Annotated in this window: 11 protein-coding genes; 1 reads left to right on the top strand and 10 read right to left on the bottom strand. The window is 70.1% G+C overall.

Annotated features, from left to right (window positions below; genetic code table 11):
• Positions 1-6: 6 nt before the first annotated feature.
• Entirely contained in the window at positions 7-1,197 is a 1,191-nt protein-coding gene (locus tag ACZ7OY_RS24915) for an NAD(P)/FAD-dependent oxidoreductase (protein ID WP_471913409.1), read from the bottom strand.
• A 570-nt stretch (positions 1,198-1,767) separates the two neighbouring features.
• Here ACZ7OY_RS24915 and ACZ7OY_RS24910 point away from each other — a divergent pair.
• A complete protein-coding gene (locus tag ACZ7OY_RS24910; RefSeq protein ID WP_471913408.1) occupies positions 1,768-3,738 on the top strand; it encodes a potassium transporter Kup in 1,971 nt (656 codons plus the stop codon).
• Between the two features lie 572 nt (positions 3,739-4,310).
• Here ACZ7OY_RS24910 and ACZ7OY_RS24905 read toward each other — a convergent pair.
• The 9 genes from ACZ7OY_RS24905 to ACZ7OY_RS24865 form a co-directional block, all read right to left on the bottom strand.
• Positions 4,311-6,857 (bottom strand): DUF4118 domain-containing protein, encoded by a 2,547-nt coding sequence (locus ACZ7OY_RS24905; RefSeq protein WP_471913407.1) that lies wholly within the window; start codon positions 6,855-6,857, stop codon positions 4,311-4,313.
• A 1-nt stretch (position 6,858) separates the two neighbouring features.
• Positions 6,859-7,542 carry a response regulator gene (locus ACZ7OY_RS24900; RefSeq protein ID WP_471913406.1) on the bottom strand — a complete coding sequence of 228 codons (684 nt, stop codon included), beginning with the start codon at positions 7,540-7,542 and terminating at the stop codon, positions 6,859-6,861.
• A 133-nt stretch (positions 7,543-7,675) separates the two neighbouring features.
• Positions 7,676-8,383: a potassium-transporting ATPase subunit C gene (locus ACZ7OY_RS24895; protein WP_471913405.1), complete on the bottom strand. Its 708-nt coding sequence runs from the start codon at positions 8,381-8,383 to the stop codon at positions 7,676-7,678.
• A gap of 5 nt (positions 8,384-8,388) precedes the next feature.
• Positions 8,389-10,515, bottom strand: coding sequence for a potassium-transporting ATPase subunit KdpB (gene kdpB, locus ACZ7OY_RS24890; protein ID WP_471913404.1), 2,127 nt, complete (start codon positions 10,513-10,515; stop codon positions 8,389-8,391).
• Positions 10,512-12,176, bottom strand: a complete 1,665-nt coding sequence (gene kdpA, locus ACZ7OY_RS24885) for a potassium-transporting ATPase subunit KdpA (protein ID WP_471913403.1) — start codon at positions 12,174-12,176, stop codon at positions 10,512-10,514. The genes kdpB and kdpA overlap by 4 nt, the downstream gene beginning before the upstream one ends.
• Positions 12,177-12,184: 8 nt before the next feature.
• Positions 12,185-12,274, bottom strand: a complete 90-nt coding sequence (gene kdpF / locus ACZ7OY_RS24880) for a K(+)-transporting ATPase subunit F (protein ID WP_018566520.1) — start codon at positions 12,272-12,274, stop codon at positions 12,185-12,187.
• Positions 12,271-12,429 carry a hypothetical protein gene (locus tag ACZ7OY_RS24875; RefSeq protein WP_471913402.1) on the bottom strand — a complete coding sequence of 53 codons (159 nt, stop codon included), beginning with the start codon at positions 12,427-12,429 and terminating at the stop codon, positions 12,271-12,273. The genes kdpF and ACZ7OY_RS24875 overlap by 4 nt, the downstream gene beginning before the upstream one ends.
• A 401-nt stretch (positions 12,430-12,830) precedes the next feature.
• On the bottom strand, positions 12,831-13,109 hold the full coding sequence (locus tag ACZ7OY_RS24870; protein ID WP_471913401.1) for a hypothetical protein: 279 nt from the start codon (positions 13,107-13,109) through the stop codon (positions 12,831-12,833).
• A gap of 224 nt (positions 13,110-13,333) precedes the next feature.
• Entirely contained in the window at positions 13,334-15,829 is a 2,496-nt protein-coding gene (locus tag ACZ7OY_RS24865; RefSeq protein WP_471913400.1) for an ATP-binding protein, read from the bottom strand.
• Between the last annotated feature and the right edge of the window lie 14 nt (positions 15,830-15,843).

Genomic DNA, 15,843 nt, shown 5'->3' with positions numbered 1-15,843 from the left:
AGCAGCCTATGCGGCGCCCGTCACACCGACGCGGTCAGGTGTGGTGGCCAGACGTCGCCGGCGCTTCGGCAGGCCGAAGGTCGGATGGGCGACGCTCCAGCCGGCCCCTTTGAGCACTGCCGACTTGAGCCGCGCGGCGGTCCGGCCGCCCAGGTACCAGGACTTGGACCGGACGTCTGCGTCCACCATCTGGAAGATCGCGTCCCGCCGACCGAGGCTGATGTGGTTGCCGTGGTACTTCAGCCCGGTGGTCGGGACTTCGCCGCCCGTCAGTCGCGCGATGATCGCGGCGGTCGCCTGCATGTTGGTGTAGCCGGCCGAGGCGCAGGACATCGGCAGCGGCCGGCCGTTCTCGCCGATCGCGTAGGCGCAGTCACCGGCGGCGTAGACGTCCGGGTGCGAGACCGAGCGCATGGTGCGGTCCACGACGATCCGGCCGGTCCCGGTGACCTCCAGACCGCCCGCGGCCGCGATGGGCTGCACGGCGAACCCGGCGGCCCATACCGTCACGTCGGCCGGGACGGACCTGCCGTCGGCGGCGATCGCCCGTGTCGGTTCGACGGCTTCGATGCCGGTGTGCTCGAGAACGGCGATGCCGAGCCGGTCGAAGGCCTCGCGCAGATGACGGCGGGCTTTCGGGGCGAGCCAGGCGCCCAGTTCGCCGCGGGCGGCGAGCGCGACCGACAGGTCTGGCCGGGACTCGGCGAACTCGGTGGCGCTCTCGATGCCGGTCAGCCCCTCACCGACGACCAGCACGGTGCCGCCCTCGCTCAGGCCGGCCAGGCGCTCGCGCAGACGCAGCGCCGAGGCCAGGCCGGTCACATCGAAGGCATGCTCGGTCACACCGGGGACGCCGTGGTGGGCCACCGAACTGCCGAGCGTGTACAGAAGCGTGTCGTAGGCGAGTTCGCTCGCGCCGTCATCACCGGTCACCGCGACCGTCCTGCGCTCGGGGTCGACTCCGGTGACACGGGCCACGCACAGCCGCACCCCGGTTCCCGCGAAGACGTCGGCGAGCCTGCGCAACGCGAAGTCCTGGCCGATCGCGACCTGGTGCAGCCGCATCCGCTCGACGAAGTCGGGCGCGGCATTGACGACGGTGATGTCGGTGTCGGCGGGAGCAAGCCGGCGGGCCAGGTCTCCGGCGGCGAAGGCCCCGGCGTATCCGGCGCCGAGTACGACGATGCGGTGCTTCATGGCGTTGCTCCTGTCTCGTTCGCGTGCCCCTTGAACGAGGCAGCGCTCCGATTGCTGACAGGCATGGAATGTGATGTGGGTCACCGAGCCGGCGGCGCTCCGTCAGCTTCCGCCGCTGCGGTCGGTCGAGACGAGGAGGGTCGCGGCCTGTCGGTCGGCACCGCCGCCGCAACCCCGGGTGGGCGGCGGTGCGGCGGAACGGCCGCCGCGCCGACCACCAGCAGGCGGCAGTGGCGAGGACCGTCGAGTGCGACATGATCCGCCGCGCTTACGTGGCCGGCGGACCCGGACGCGTCGCCCACCTCGGCGGCGACCGCGGCACGGGCCGCGATGACCGAGGCGGACACCTGTGCGTCACAGACCCGTTCGACGGCCGCGGCAAGGCGGCGTTCGGCCTCCGGACAGCGTCCGGCTCAAGACCGGCAGGTTCCCGACGTGCGCCACGAACGACGTGCGCCACGAACGGCGTGCGCCACGAACGGCTGTCCATGTGATCGGTATCGTCACGCCGTAACCCGCCCGGTACGGCACCTGGGCCGCAGCGCAGCAGCCCGAGCTGAGGAGGATGCCATGGCCGATCCCCGGCACGAGGCCGCGTCAGGCGGCGGATCCGCGACGCAGCCGCCGAAGGCTCATGGTCCCGGCGCGCACCACCCGGTGCGTCTCGCTGTGGTCATCGGCGCTCTGGGCGTGGTCTTCGGCGACATCGGCACCAGCCCGATCTACACCCTCCAGACCGTGTTCAACCCGGGCGATCCGCACCCCGTCCCGGTCAGCACGCTGAACGTGTACGGCGTGGTGTCGCTCGTGTTCTGGTCAGTGATGATCGTTGTGACGGTCACCTATGTGCTGCTGGCGATGCGCGCCGACAACCAGGGCGAGGGCGGCATCATGGCGCTGATCACCTTGGTGCAGCGATGGGACTCACGGCGTGGCCGGCGGGCCACGGCCGCGCTGGCCGCGCTCGGCGTCTTCGGCGCTTCGCTGTTCTTCGGCGACAGCATGATCACTCCGGCGATCTCGGTGCTGTCCGCGGTGGAAGGGCTCAAGGTCGTCCAGCCGTCGCTGGGAAGCGCGGTCGTGCCGATCACGGCGGTGATCATCGTGTTGCTGTTCGTCGTGCAGCGCAGAGGAACAGCGGCGGTGGGCCGAGTGTTCGGGCCCGTCATGGTCGTCTGGTTCGTGGCCATCGGGGCATGCGGCGTGGTCGGTATCGTCGGCCACCCAGCGATCCTCAGGGCACTGTCGCCCGGTTATGCCCTGGATTTCCTGTTCGGCCATTTCGGCACCGCATTCTTCGCCCTGGCCGCGGTCGTGCTCGCGGTCACCGGAGCGGAGGCGCTCTACGCCGACATGGGGCACTTCGGCCGCCCGGCCATCACCCGCGGCTGGATGTTCCTCGTCTTCCCGGCGTGCGTGCTGAGCTACCTCGGCCAGGGCGCGCTGATTCTTGCCGATCCCCGCAACATCAGCAGCCCGTTCTTCCTGCTCGTGCCGGACTGGGGCAGATGGCCGATGATCCTGCTGGCCACGGCGGCCACGGTGATCGCCTCCCAGGCGGTGATCACCGGCGCCTACTCGGTCACCTCACAGGCCGCCCAGCTCGGCTATCTGCCGAGGCTGCGGATCGCGCACACCTCCGAATCCACGATCGGCCAGATCTACGTCCCCTGGATCAACTGGCTGCTGATGGTCTCGGTCCTCACCCTGGTCTTCGCCTTCCGCAGCTCCACCGCGCTGGCCTTCGCCTTCGGCATGGCGGTCACGGGCACGATCACGATCACCACCCTGTTGTTCTTCTTCGTCGCCCGTGCCAAGTGGGGCACGCCCAAGTGGCTGGTCGCCGGGGGCGCGAGTCTGCTGCTCGTCGTGGATCTGCTGTTCGTGGCAGCCAATCTGACGAAACTCGTCCACGGCGCCTGGCTGCCGCTGCTGATCGGCCTCACAGCGTTCACCGTCATGACCACCTGGCAACGCGGCCGCGAACTCGTCACCGCCGAACGCGTGCGCCAGGAGGGTCCGCTGCCCGAGTTCATCGACCGCCTGCGCCGTGGCGAGGTGCGGACGTTGCGGATCCCCGGTACGGCCGTCTTCCTCAACCGGGGCAAGCAGACCACGCCACTGGCCATGCGGGCCAACGTCGAGCACAACCACGTGCGGCACGACCACGTCGTGATCCTGTCCATCGAGACGGAGCCCGTGCCCCGTGTCCCGGCCGACCGGCGACTCGTCGTCGACGACCTCGGCTACGCCGACGACGGGATCATCCATGTCAGCGCCCGGTTCGGCTACATGGAGACACCGGACGTGCCCGGCGCCCTGTCCATGCTGGAGCCGGCCCGGACCGAGGGGCCGCTGCAGTTCGAGCAGGCGTCCTACTTCCTTTCGAAGATCGATCTCCGACGGGGCAAGGCACCGACGATGGCGCCCTGGCGCAAGCGGCTGTTCATCGCCACCTCCTACATCACCGCAGACGCCGCCGAGTACTTCGGCCTCCCCCGTGACCGCACGGTCATCATGGGCTCGCAGATCGAGGTATAGGCGCCGGTCGCAGCACGCTCGTCGAACGGGGCGCAGAAGGGGCGGGCCGCACAGCCTGAGAAGCCTCGTCCGGTCCGAACCCACCGCTGACGTCGAGGTCCGTCAGAAGGGTGCCAAGAACTGACGTACGCACTGTGCGAAAACACTGGTTCAGGGTGAGATGGAAGCGGTTCCAGGAAGATCCGTCGGCCGGGGCGCCTTCGGTCGGCATGGAGAGAGACTTCTCGCCGCGCCGCGCGGGATGTTCGGCGGCACGGACACCGGGCTGCCCGGCCAGGCGCTCCTCGCGCGGGGCGTCCCTGGGCCGGCAATGGTGCACGTGGCCGACCGAGCGGATGACCTCCTGGTGATCGGCGCCGGCAGGCGCGGACGACTGCGCCGCATGCTCACACCGTCGGTCGGCCACTACTGCCTCGCCCACGGCTGCTGCCCCCGTGCTGGCGGTGCCGCCGTCGCCGCTGCAGGCCGCGCCGGCGGCGGCGCACCGTCGGAACCTCTGGCGGCTGCGGCTGGACACCGGGGACGTCCGCAAGGAGTTCGGAACCGTGCCGCCCAAGGCTTGAGAGGCGCCCTCAGGACATGATGGCCGCAGACGAGTCGGGCTGCTCCGGATGTCCTCTCCCCGGTGCCACCGGCACGGCGAGCACCATGGTGAGCCCTCCGCCAGGGGTGTCCTCGGCGTGCAGGGTGCCGCCGATGGCCTCGGCGAAACCGCGCGCCACCGCGAGGCCGAGGCCGACACCGACCCCACGGGGCGAGTCGCCGTAACGCTGGAAGGGTTCGAAGATACGGCCCTTGGCCTCGTCCGGGACGCCCGGACCCCGGTCCACGACGCGTACTTCGACCCGGTCGGCGACGGCGCTCGCGGACACCAGGACCCGCTGCCCCGGCGGGCTGTATTTGACTGCGTTCTCGACGACGTTCGCGACGGCCCGCTCCAGCAGACCCCGGTCGATCCACACCATGGGCAGGCTCTCGGGGATGTCCAGGTCCACGCTGTCCTCGGGCACTCCGCCGAGGGCCATGGGAACCACCTCGTCCAGGTCGCTCTCACGGATGATGGAGGTGACGGTGCCGGTCTGCAGGCGCGACATGTCCAGCAGATTGCCCACCAACTGGTCGAGCCGGTCGGCACCCTGCTCGATGGCCTCCAGCAGCTCGGCCCGGTCCTGTTCGGACCACTCGACATCGTCCGAACGCAGCGAGGTGACGGCGGCCTTGATCCCGGCGAGAGGGGTACGCAGGTCGTGGCTGACGGCGGCGAGCAGTGCGGTCCGTATGCGGTTGCCCTCGGCGAGTTCCTTCACGCGGTCGGCCTCGTTCTGCAGGCGACGGCGGTCGAGGACGACGACGGCCTGGGCGGCGAACGCGGCCAGTACCCGGCGGTCGGCGGCGGGGAGCACCCGGCCCCGCAGGGACAGGGCCATGTGGTCGCCGACCGGTACGGCGACGTCCGCGTTCTCCGGTGCCTGCGCCGGGTCGGGCCCAGCACTGCCGGCACAGGTCCAGCGAGCGGTCTCCCCGGCCCGCTCCAGCAGCGCCGCCGACTCCATGCCGAAGGTCTCACGGACCCGGTCGAGGAGTGCCTCGAGGCTCGTCTCGCCGCGCAGCACGTTCCCGGCGAGGAAGGACAGGATCTCCGACTCGGAGCGCAGCCGGGCCGCCTGGTGGGTCCGCCGGGCCGCGAGGTCCACCACCGACGCCACCGACACCGCGACCCCGACGAAGATCGCGATGGCGACGATGTTCTTCGGGTCGGCGATCGTCAGCGTGTGGACGGGTGGGGTGAAGTACCAGTTGATCAGCAGGGAGCACACGACCGCCGAGGCCAGCGCGGGAAAGAGTCCGCCCTGCAGGGCCGCCGCAACCGTCAGAGTCAGGTACAGCAGCATGTCGTTGGCCAGGCCCACGTCCGGGGCGGCGCCGGCCAGCAGCCAGGTCAGGGGCAGCGAGCCCGGCACGCCGACGAGCCAGCCCCAGATCACCCGGGACCGGCCGAGCCGCGCGCCGCGCGGCACCGGCAGTCTGCGGCCCTTGCCGACCTCGTCGTGCGTGATGAGGTGCACGTCGAGGTCGGGACCGGACTCCCGGGCGACGGTGGCGCCGACACCCGGCCCGAAGACGTACTGCCAGGTACGACGGCGGGAGACGCCGAGCACGATCTGCGTGGCGTTGACGCCTCGGGCGAAGTCGAGCAGGGCGGCCGGTACGTCGTCGCCGACGACATGGTGGAAGGTGCCGCCCAGGTCGTCCACGAGGGTGCGCTGGACGGCCAGTTCCTTCGGGGATGCGGAGGTCAGCCCGTCGCTTCGGGAGATGTAGACGGCGAGGACCTCGCCGCCGGCGCCCTTCTCCGCCAGGCGCGCGGCACGCCGTATCAGCGTGCGCCCTTCGGGGCCGCCGGTCAGGCCGACCACGATCCGCTCCCGTGAGCCCCAGATCGCCGACACACGGTGCTCACGGCGGTACTCGTTGAGGTACTCGTCAGCACGGTCGGCCACCCACAGCAGCGCCAACTCGCGCAGGGCGGTGAGGTTTCCGGGGCGAAAGTAGTTGGCCAGGGCCGCGTCGACCTTGTCCGGCCGGTAGATGTTGCCGTGCGCCATGCGGCGGCGCAGCGCCTGCGGCGACATGTCGACCAGCTCGATCTGGTCGGCCCGGCGCACGACTTCGTCGGGGACGGTCTCCTGTTGTCTCACCCCGGTGATCGACTCGACGACGTCACCCAGCGACTCCAGATGCTGGATGTTCACGGTCGAGATCACGTCGATCCCGGCCGCGAGCAGCTCTTCGACGTCCTGCCAGCGCTTGGCGTTGCGCGAGCCGGGAATGTTGGTGTGCGGAAGTTCGTCCACGAGGGCCACCCGGGGGCGACGTGCGAGGACGGCGTCCACGTCCATTTCGGTGAACGTGGTTCCCCGATAGGCGAGTTCCTTGCGTGGCACCTGTTCCAGGCCGTGCAGCATCACCTCGGTGCGGGGCCGGTGATGGTGTTCGACGAAGGCGACCACGCAGTCGGTACCGCGCTCGACGCGACGGTGCGCCTCCGACAGCATCGCGTAGGTCTTGCCGACGCCGGGTGCCGCGCCGAGGTAGATCCGGAGCCTGCCGCGTTTCATGTCATCCCTCGAAGCGGTAGCCCATGCCGGGCTCGGTGATCAGATGGCGGGGGTGGGAGGGGTCGGTCTCCAGCTTGCGGCGCAGCTGGGCCATATAGACCCGCAGGTAGTTGGTCTTGTTGCTCTGAGTGACTCCCCAGACTTCATGGAGCAGTTGCCGCTGTGTCACCAGTCGGCCGGGGTTGGTCACCAGGATCTCCAGCAGGTGCCACTCTGTCGGGGTCAGCCGTATGTCCCTGCCGTCACGGGTGGCCTTCTTGGCGACCAGGTCGATGCTGAAGTGCTCCGTCTCGACCCGGGTCCGTTCCGGGACGAGCGGGGTGTCCACGGTGCGGCGGACGGCGGCCCGCAGCCGGGCCAGGAGTTCGTCCATGCTGAACGGCTTGGTGACGTAGTCGTCGGCACCCGCGTCGAGCGCGGCGACTTTCTCGTCGGAGGCCTGGCGGGCCGACAGGACCATGATCGGCACACGGGTCCAGCCGCGCAGCGCCCTGATGACATCGGTGCCGTCCATGTCGGGCAGTCCGAGGTCGAGCAGGACCACGTCGGGCTGGCGCGAGGCCGCCAGACGCAGCGCGGTGGCACCGTCGGGAGCGGCGTCCACGCCGTAATGACGTGCCTGCAAGTTGATGACGAGGGCCCGTACGAGCTGCGGGTCGTCCTCCACCACGAGCACCCTGGTCATGGGTGATGTGCCTCTCCTGTCGTGCGTCGGGCCGTGGCCGTCGGCGCAGTGTCGGCCGACGGCCACGGCTGCGGAAGCCGGCGGACCGGGATGCACCCGGACCACCGGCTCCCGAACGGGTCGCGTAAGGCGATCACTGCTTCCCTGCGAGGTCCTTGAGCGAGATGTTGAGCTCGAGGACGTTCACCCGGGGCTCACCCATGAAGCCCAGGGTGCGGCCCTGCGTGTGGTCCTTGACCAGCTTCTCCACCGCCGCCACGGACAGCCCGTTCTTCGCCGCGACCCGGTGCACCTGGAGTTCGGCGTAGGCCGGGGAGATGGCCGGGTCCAGACCGGAGCCCGAGGAGGTGACGGCGTCGGCCGGGACCTGGGAGGGCTTGACGGCGTAGCCGGGGACGGAGTTGTCCTTGACGACCGCGGCCTTGGCGGCGAGCACCTGGGCGCACAGCGTGCCGTCCTCGGGTGCGGCCGGGCATCGGCCCTTGACGGCACCGCTGTCCCCGGCCAGGTTGGTGGCGCCGGACAGGATCAGCTGGTACTGCGTGTTGACGCTGTTGCTGCCGAGGCCGTTGTGCGGCCGGCCCTGGAACCACTTCAGATCGGGCTCGGGAGTCTCCTGGCCCTTCTTCAGCGGCAGGTCGTACGACTGCCCGATGAGGGAGGAGCCGACGACCTTGCCGTCCGCCTTGATCTCGGAGCCGTTCGCCTTGTCGCTGAACAGGCCCTGGGCGATGCCGGTGACCACCAGTGGATAGATCACGCCCGTCACCAGGGTGAGGACCAGCAGGGCGCGCAGGCCCGCCCCGAGCAACCGGACGGTGTTGGTTACGGAGTTGTTCATGGCGGTCAGCCGATCCCGGGGATGAGGGAGATGAGCAGGTCGATGATCTTGATGCCGATGAACGGGGCGATCAGGCCCCCGAGGCCGTAGATCCCGAGGTTGCGCCGGAGCATCCGGTCCGCGCTGACCGGCTTGTACTGCACGCCCCGCAGGGACAGCGGTACCAGCGCGATGATGATCAGCGCGTTGAAGATGACCGCGGAGAGGATCGCGGAGTCGGGCGAGGACAGGTGCATGATGTTGAGCTTGTCCAGGCCCGGGTAGACCGCCGCGAACAGCGCCGGGATGATCGCGAAGTACTTCGCGACGTCGTTGGCGATGGAGAACGTGGTCAGCGCGCCCCGGGTGATCAGCAGTTGCTTGCCGATCTCGACGATCTCGATGAGCTTGGTGGGGTTGGAGTCGAGGTCGACCATGTTGCCGGCCTCCTTGGCGGCCGACGTACCGGTGTTCATCGCCACCCCGACGTCCGCCTGGGCCAGGGCCGGGGCGTCGTTGGTGCCGTCGCCGGTCATCGCAACGAGCTTGCCGCCCGCCTGCTCCCGCTTGATGAGGGCCATCTTGTCCTCGGGAGTGGCCTCCGCGAGGAAGTCGTCGACGCCCGCCTCCTCGGCGATCGCCTTCGCCGTCAGCGGGTTGTCACCCGTGATCATGACGGTCCTGATGCCCATCCGGCGCAGTTCCTCGAACCGCTCCCGCATGCCGTCCTTGACGACGTCCTTGAGGTGGATGACACCCAGCACCCGGGCGCCCCGGTCGTCCTGCACGGCGACGAGCAGCGGGGTGCCGCCCGACTCGGAGATCCGGTTCGCGATCGCGTCCGCGTCCCTGGCCACGGTGCCGCCCTGTTCCTCGACCCAGGCGATGACCGAGGCAGTGGCGCCCTTGCGGATCCGGCGGCGGTCCACGTCCACACCCGACATCCGGGTCTGGGCGGTGAACTCGATCCACTCCGCCTGTGCCAGCTCGCCCTGGTGGCGCTCGCGCAGCCCGTACTTCTCCTTGGCCAGGACGACGATCGAGCGGCCCTCGGGGGTCTCGTCCGCGAGCGAGGACAGCTGGGCGGCGTCGGCGACCTCGGCCTCCGTGGTGCCGCTCACCGGCACGAACTCGGACGCCTGCCGGTTGCCGAGCGTGATGGTGCCGGTCTTGTCCAGCAGCAGCGTGGAGACGTCGCCGGCCGCCTCGACCGCGCGGCCCGACATCGCCAGGACGTTGCGCTGGACCAGCCGGTCCATGCCCGCGATGCCGATCGCGGACAGCAGCGCGCCGATGGTGGTCGGGATCAGACAGACCAGCAGGGCCACCAGCACGACCATCGTCAGGTGCGTGCCCGCGTAGTTCGCCAGGGGCGGCAGCGTGGCACAGGCCAGCAGGAAGACGATCGTGAGCGAGGCGAGCAGGATGTTCAGCGCGATCTCGTTCGGGGTCTTCTGCCGGGCCGCGCCCTCGACGAGAGCGATCATCCGGTCGATGAAGGTCTCGCCGGGCTTCGTCGTGATCTTGATGACGATCCGGTCGGACAGCACCTTGGTGCCGCCGGTGACCGCGCTGCGGTCGCCGCCGGACTCGCGGATGACCGGCGCGGACTCGCCGGTGATGGCCGACTCGTCGACCGAGGCGACGCCCTCGACGACGTCACCGTCGCCGGGGATGATGTCGCCCGCCTCGCAGACCACCAGGTCGCCGATCTTCAGCTCGGTGCCGGGCACCTGCTCCTCGAAGCCGTTCACCAGACGGCGGGCGACGGTGTCGGTCTTGGCCTTGCGCAGGGTGTCGGCCTGCGCCTTGCCGCGGCCCTCGGCGACCGCCTCCGCCAGGTTGGCGAAGACGACGGTCAGCCACAGCCAGGCGCTGATCGCCCAGCCGAACCAGTCCCCCGGATGCTGGAAGGAGAACACGGTGGTCAGGACGGAGCCGATCCACACCACGAACATGACGGGCGACTTGACCATCACCCGCGGGTCGAGCTTGCGGAAGGCCTCGGGCAGTGACTTCAGCAGTTGCCGGGAGTCGAAGAAGCCTGCGCCGACACGGTCCTCGGCGGGCTTGTGCCCGGTGGGTGTGTCCTGATGGGGCGCGAGAGTGGGAGTGGACATGGAGTCCTCGTGGTTGTCCGTTCGGGTCGTCATGACGCCAGCCCCTCGGCAAGCGGGCCCAGCGCGAGCGCGGGGAAGTACGTCAGACCGGTGATGATCAGGATTGCGCCCACCAGCAGACCGGTGAACAGCGGCTTCTCGGTGCGCAGGGTGCCCGCGGTCACCGGCACCGGCTTCTGCTCGGCGAGCGAGCCCGCAAGGGCGAGCACGAACACCATCGGCAGGAACCGGCCGAACAGCATCGCGAGCCCGGTCATGGTGTTGTACCAGTCGGTGTTCGCGTTCAGGCCGGCGAAGGCCGAGCCGTTGTTGTTCGCCGCGGAGGTGAAGGCGTACAGCACTTCGGAGAAGCCGTGCGCGCCGGAGTTCAGCATCGAGTGCGGCGGGGTCGGCAGCGCCATCGAGGCCGCCGTGAAGACGAGCACCAGCGCCGGGGTGATGAGGATGTAGCAGGCGGCGAGCTTCATCTCGCGCGCGCCGAGCTTCTTGCCCAGGTACTCGGGCGTGCGGCCGACCATCAGACCGGCGATGAACACCGCGATGACCGCCATGATCAGCATGCCGTAGAGGCCGGAACCGGTACCGCCGGGCGCGATCTCGCCCAGCATCATGCCCAGCATCGTGATGCCGCCGCCCAGGCCGGTGAACGACGAGTGGAAGGAGTCCACCGCGCCGGTCGAGGTGAGCGTGGTCGACACCGCGAAGATCGACGAGCCGCCGACACCGAAGCGGACCTCCTTGCCCTCCATCGCCGCGCCCGCGGCCTGGAACGCCGGACCGTGATGGGCGAACTCGGTCCACATCATCAGGGCGACGAAGCCCAGCCAGATGGTGCCCATCGTGGCGAGGATCGCGTACCCCTGCTTCACGTTGCCGACCATCACACCGAAGGTGCGGGTCAGTGCGAACGGGATCACCAGGATCAGGAAGATCTCGAACAGGTTGGTGAACGGGGTCGGGTTCTCGAAGGGGTGGGCACTGTTGGCGTTGAAGTAGCCGCCGCCGTTGGTGCCCAGCTCCTTGATGGCCTCCTGCGAGGCGACCGCACCGCCGTTCCACTGCTGGGAACCGCCCATGAACTGGCCGACCTCGTGGATGCCGGAGAAGTTCTGGATCGCCCCGCAGGCCACCAGCACAACGGCCGCGATCGCGGCACCCGGAACCAGGATGCGGATCGTGCCGCGCACCAGGTCGGACCAGAAGTTGCCCAGCTCACCCGTGCGCGAGCGGGCGAAGCCCCGGACGAGGGCCACGGCGACGGCGATGCCGACGGCCGCCGAGACGAAGTTCTGCACCGCCAGACCCGCGGTCTGCACGACGTGCCCCATGGTCTGCTCGCCGTAGTACGACTGCCAGTTCGTGTTGGTCACGAACGACACGGCCGTGTTGAACGACTGTGCCGGATTGACGGCGGAGAAGTTCAGCGAACCGGGCAGCACGCCCTGGAGGCGCTGGAGCAGGTAGAGGAAGAGGACCGAGACGGTCGAGAAGGCGAGGACACCGCGCAGGTAGGCGGGCCAGGTCATCTCGGTGTCGGGGTCGGCGCCGATGCCCTTGTAGATCCACTTCTCGACACGCAGGTGCTTGCTCGAGGAATAGACCCGGGCCATGTAGTTGCCGACGGGAACATAGACCAGTGCCAGTGCGCCTATGAGGGCGAGAAGCTGGAGCACGCCGGCGAGTTCGGGACTCATGTGGTGTCTCAGAACCTCTCCGGGAAGATCAGGGCGAGGACGAGATAGCCCAACAGGGCGACGGCCACGATCAGGCCGACGACGTTCTCGGCGGTCACAGCTTCGCCACCGCCTTGGCGGCAAGGGCCACCAGCGCGAAACCCGCGAGCACGGTGACAACGAAGGCCAGATCGGCCATCGCGAACTCCTGGAGTGAGGTTCGATTGAAACGGACGTGTAAAAGGAGAACCCCTGCCTGGCCGGTTTCGGTCACCCGTTGACGGCCCTCTTACGGCCACGACCGCACCTTTGACGGGACTCTTACGCTCCTGGGCCCGTACCGGTCGGCCGGCCGTCGCAACCCTCGGTTATCCGGCAAGCACGCGGATCCAGCCGGTCCAGCTGGATTCCGACCGCTTCCGACCGCACCTTGCGGCGTCCCCTCGGCCGGGCCGGCGCACTCTGATGTGATCTTGACGGCTCTCCCCGTCACCCGCGCATCTGCGCCGTTGTCGTCGGTCGCCGACGTCCCCCAGCCTTCGGCCGGGAGGTGCCCCCACCGCGTCGACTCCCTCCTCCGCCTTGCAGCTGCACGCACCACACCCCGCTCGGGTCGGCCGGTCGGTCAAGTCGGTCATGGCCGGCCTGGTCCAAACGCAAGGCCCTAAGCACAACTCAGCCCCTGTGGTTCGCCGGATGCGACTGCACGCCCGTCGGCACGATGTCCAGCCCTCGTCGCATGGTCACCAGGACCACCCGGTCACCGGCCCGCGGCATCCGGCGCTGCGACGGACACCGGTCGAAGCCGGATCGGTCCACCCGCAGACCGGTGAGGGTGTCCAGGGACGCGGGCTGCCCCGAGGGATCGACGGCACCCGCGGCGAGCACCCGCCACTCGCTCTGCCGGAACGCCTCACGGACCGAGAGGCCCTCCAGTTCCGGATGCCCCGTCACGTCCACGCAGGTGAACCGGAGCCCTGACGGAGTCCTACCACCGCCGCCGCGGTCCACCACGGTGCCGGCCGAGTCGGCGGACCGAACGTGACCGGCCGTGCGGTCGACGCGCGCCGGGGTTGGCCGTGTCCGTCACTGTCAAGACCTGCAAGCACCGTGCCCGGGCGGCCAGGTGCCGCGACCACACCCGCCGTACGGCTGCCATGTGCCGAGCACTGCGCTCATCAGGTACTTCGTGTGCGCTGTCCGGTCGGTGCGGCTTCCCTCGCGTGTGCCGCAATCGGCAGCGACACCACCATCGTCAGGCCGCCGCCCGGGGTGTCCTCGGGGCTGAGGTTGCCGTCCATCGCCTCGGTCAGGCCCCGTGCGAGGGCGAGTCCGAGGCCGAGTCCCGTGGTGTTGTCGGTGTCGCCGAGCCGCTGGAAGGGTTCGAAGAGCCGCTCCCGGCCGTCGGCGGGCAGCCCGGGCCCACGGTCCACCACCCGCAGCTCCACCCGGCCCGCCAGTGCACTGGCCGTGACCAGCACCTTCCGGCCGCGTGGCGTGTGCCGAGCAGCGTTCCCCGCAAGATTGGCGATCACTCGCTCGAGCAGCGGCGGATCGGCCAGCACCGCCGGAATCGCCTCGAGGTCGGCCACCTCGACGTCCGGCACGTCCGCCAGCGCCATCGGCAGCACCTCCTCCAAGGTGGTGGCCCGCAGGCTGAGGGGCAGGACGCCGGCCTCCAGCCGGCTGAGGTCGAGGAGGTTCTCCACCAGGCGGTTGAGCTTCGCCATGGATTCGTCGGCGGTGGCGAGGAGCTCGTCGCGGTCCTCCTCGGAGAAGGCCACGTCCTGGCTGCGCAGTGAGGTGACGGCCGCCCAGCCGGCGGCCAGCGGGGTGCGCAGGTCGTGGCCGACCGCCCGCAGCAGGGCCGTGCGCAGCCGGTCTGCGGCCTTCACCGGCTCCACCTCGGCGGCCGCCTCGGCCAGCCTGGATCGCTCCACGGCGGAACCCACGTGCGCGGCGAACGCGGCCAGCACGCGCCGCTCGGACGAGGACAGCGTGCGACCGCGCAGCGCGAGCCAGGCGCCGGGCCCGGCGGGAACGACCGTGTCCCCCGGCCTGTCGGGCGGCTCGTCCACCAGGTCGGCCGACTCCATGCCGAAGGTCTCGCGGGTGCGCTCCAGCAGGGCCGGGATGGTCGCCTCGCCGCGCACGATGCTGCCCGCCAGGGACGACATGGTCTCCGCCTCGGCCGTCGTGCGGGCTGAGCGGCGCGACAGCCGCAGTGACCGGTCCACCACCGCGGCCACGACGGCCGCCACCACCACGAACACCGCCAGAGCCACCAGGGCGTTCGGGTCGCTCAGCGTGAACGCGCCGATGGGCGGGATGAACCAGTAGTTGAGCAGCAGGGACGCTGTCACGGAGGCGATGACCGCCGAGGCGACGCCGCCTATGCAGGCCACGCCCACCACCGCGAGCAGGAACAGCAGGGCCTCACTGGTCAGGTTCAGCGTGCCCCGCATCTGGGCGAGGGCGAGGGTGAGCAGGACGGGAAGCACCAGTCCGGCCACGGGACCGGCGACGAGCCGGGCAGTGGACAGGGTGCGCCGCCGGGACGGGAGCAGGGTGCCACGCCCGGCCCGCTCATGGGTGACCCGGTGCACGTCGATGTCGCCGGACAGCTCGGTGACCGTCTCCCCGGTGCCGGGCCCGGTCAGAAACCGTGCCAGCCGCCCCCGTCTGCTGGTGCCGAGGACCAGCTGGGTGGCGTTCTCGGCGCGGGCGAAGTCCACCAGGGCGGTGGCGACGTCGTCGCCGACGACCGAGTGGTAGGTGCCGCCGAGGTCCTCCACGAGGCGTCGCTGCCGGGCCAGCGAGGCGTGCGAGACGCCGGCCGCGAGGGCGTCGCTGCGGGCCACGTGCACGGCGAGCAGATCACCGCCCGCGGACCGGTCGGCGATCCGGGCGGCCCGCCGTACCAGCGTGTCGCCCTCCGGGCCGCCGGTCAGGGCGACGACGACCCGCTCCCGGGTCTCCCACACCCGCCCGATGCCGTGCTGCGAGCGGTACTCCTGCAGGGCCTCGTCGACCCGGTCGGCCGTCCACAGCAGGGCCAGCTGGCGCAGGGCCGTGAGGTTGCCGGGCCGGAAGTAGTTGGCGAGGGCGGCGTCGATCTTTTCCGCGGTGTAGATGTTGCCGTGCGCCATCCGCCGTCGCAGCCCCTCGGGTGGCATGTCCACCAGCTCGATCTGGGCGGCACGGCGGACGACCTCGTCCGGCACGGTCTCGTGCTGCGGCACCCCGGTGATCTTCTCCACCACGTCGTTGAGCGACTCCAGGTGCTGGATGTTCAGCGCGGTGATCACGTCGATGCCGGCGTCGAGCAGAATCTCGATGTCCTGCCAGCGCTTGGGGTTGCGACCGTCCCCGGGGACATTGCTGTGCGCGAACTCGTCCACGATCGCCACCTGGGGACGTCGTTCGAGGACCGCGCCCAGGTCCATCTCCTCGAACGCACCGCCGCGGTACGAGCAGGACAGACGGCCGACGGCCTCCAGACCGTCGAGCATCGCCTCCGTGTGCCGGCGGCCGTGGCACTCCGCGAACCCGACCACCACGTCCGCCCCGCGTGCGGCACGGCGCCGCCCCTCATCGAGCATCCGATAGGTCTTGCCGACCCCCGGGGCCGCACCCAGGTAGACCTTCAGCCGTCCAGGCCGTACGTCACTCATCGCCGTCGACGCTC

The organism is Streptomyces sp. NPDC107559 (assembly GCF_055657365.1).
Note: the sequence above shows the minus strand (reverse complement) of the source record. Positions and strands in the feature narration are given on the sequence as shown.

Coding starts and splice junctions, on each gene's coding strand:
- kdpA (WP_471913403.1), bottom strand. CDS start 12,176: ATGAGTCCCGAACTCGCCGGCGTGCTCCAGCTTCTCGCCCTCATAGGC.
- ACZ7OY_RS24905 (WP_471913407.1), bottom strand. CDS start 6,857: ATGAAACGCGGCAGGCTCCGGATCTACCTCGGCGCGGCACCCGGCGTC.
- ACZ7OY_RS24895 (WP_471913405.1), bottom strand. CDS start 8,383: ATGAACAACTCCGTAACCAACACCGTCCGGTTGCTCGGGGCGGGCCTG.
- ACZ7OY_RS24865 (WP_471913400.1), bottom strand. CDS start 15,829: ATGAGTGACGTACGGCCTGGACGGCTGAAGGTCTACCTGGGTGCGGCC.
- ACZ7OY_RS24910 (WP_471913408.1), top strand. CDS start 1,768: ATGGCCGATCCCCGGCACGAGGCCGCGTCAGGCGGCGGATCCGCGACG.
- kdpB (WP_471913404.1), bottom strand. CDS start 10,515: ATGACGACCCGAACGGACAACCACGAGGACTCCATGTCCACTCCCACT.
- ACZ7OY_RS24900 (WP_471913406.1), bottom strand. CDS start 7,542: ATGACCAGGGTGCTCGTGGTGGAGGACGACCCGCAGCTCGTACGGGCC.
- ACZ7OY_RS24915 (WP_471913409.1), bottom strand. CDS start 1,197: ATGAAGCACCGCATCGTCGTACTCGGCGCCGGATACGCCGGGGCCTTC.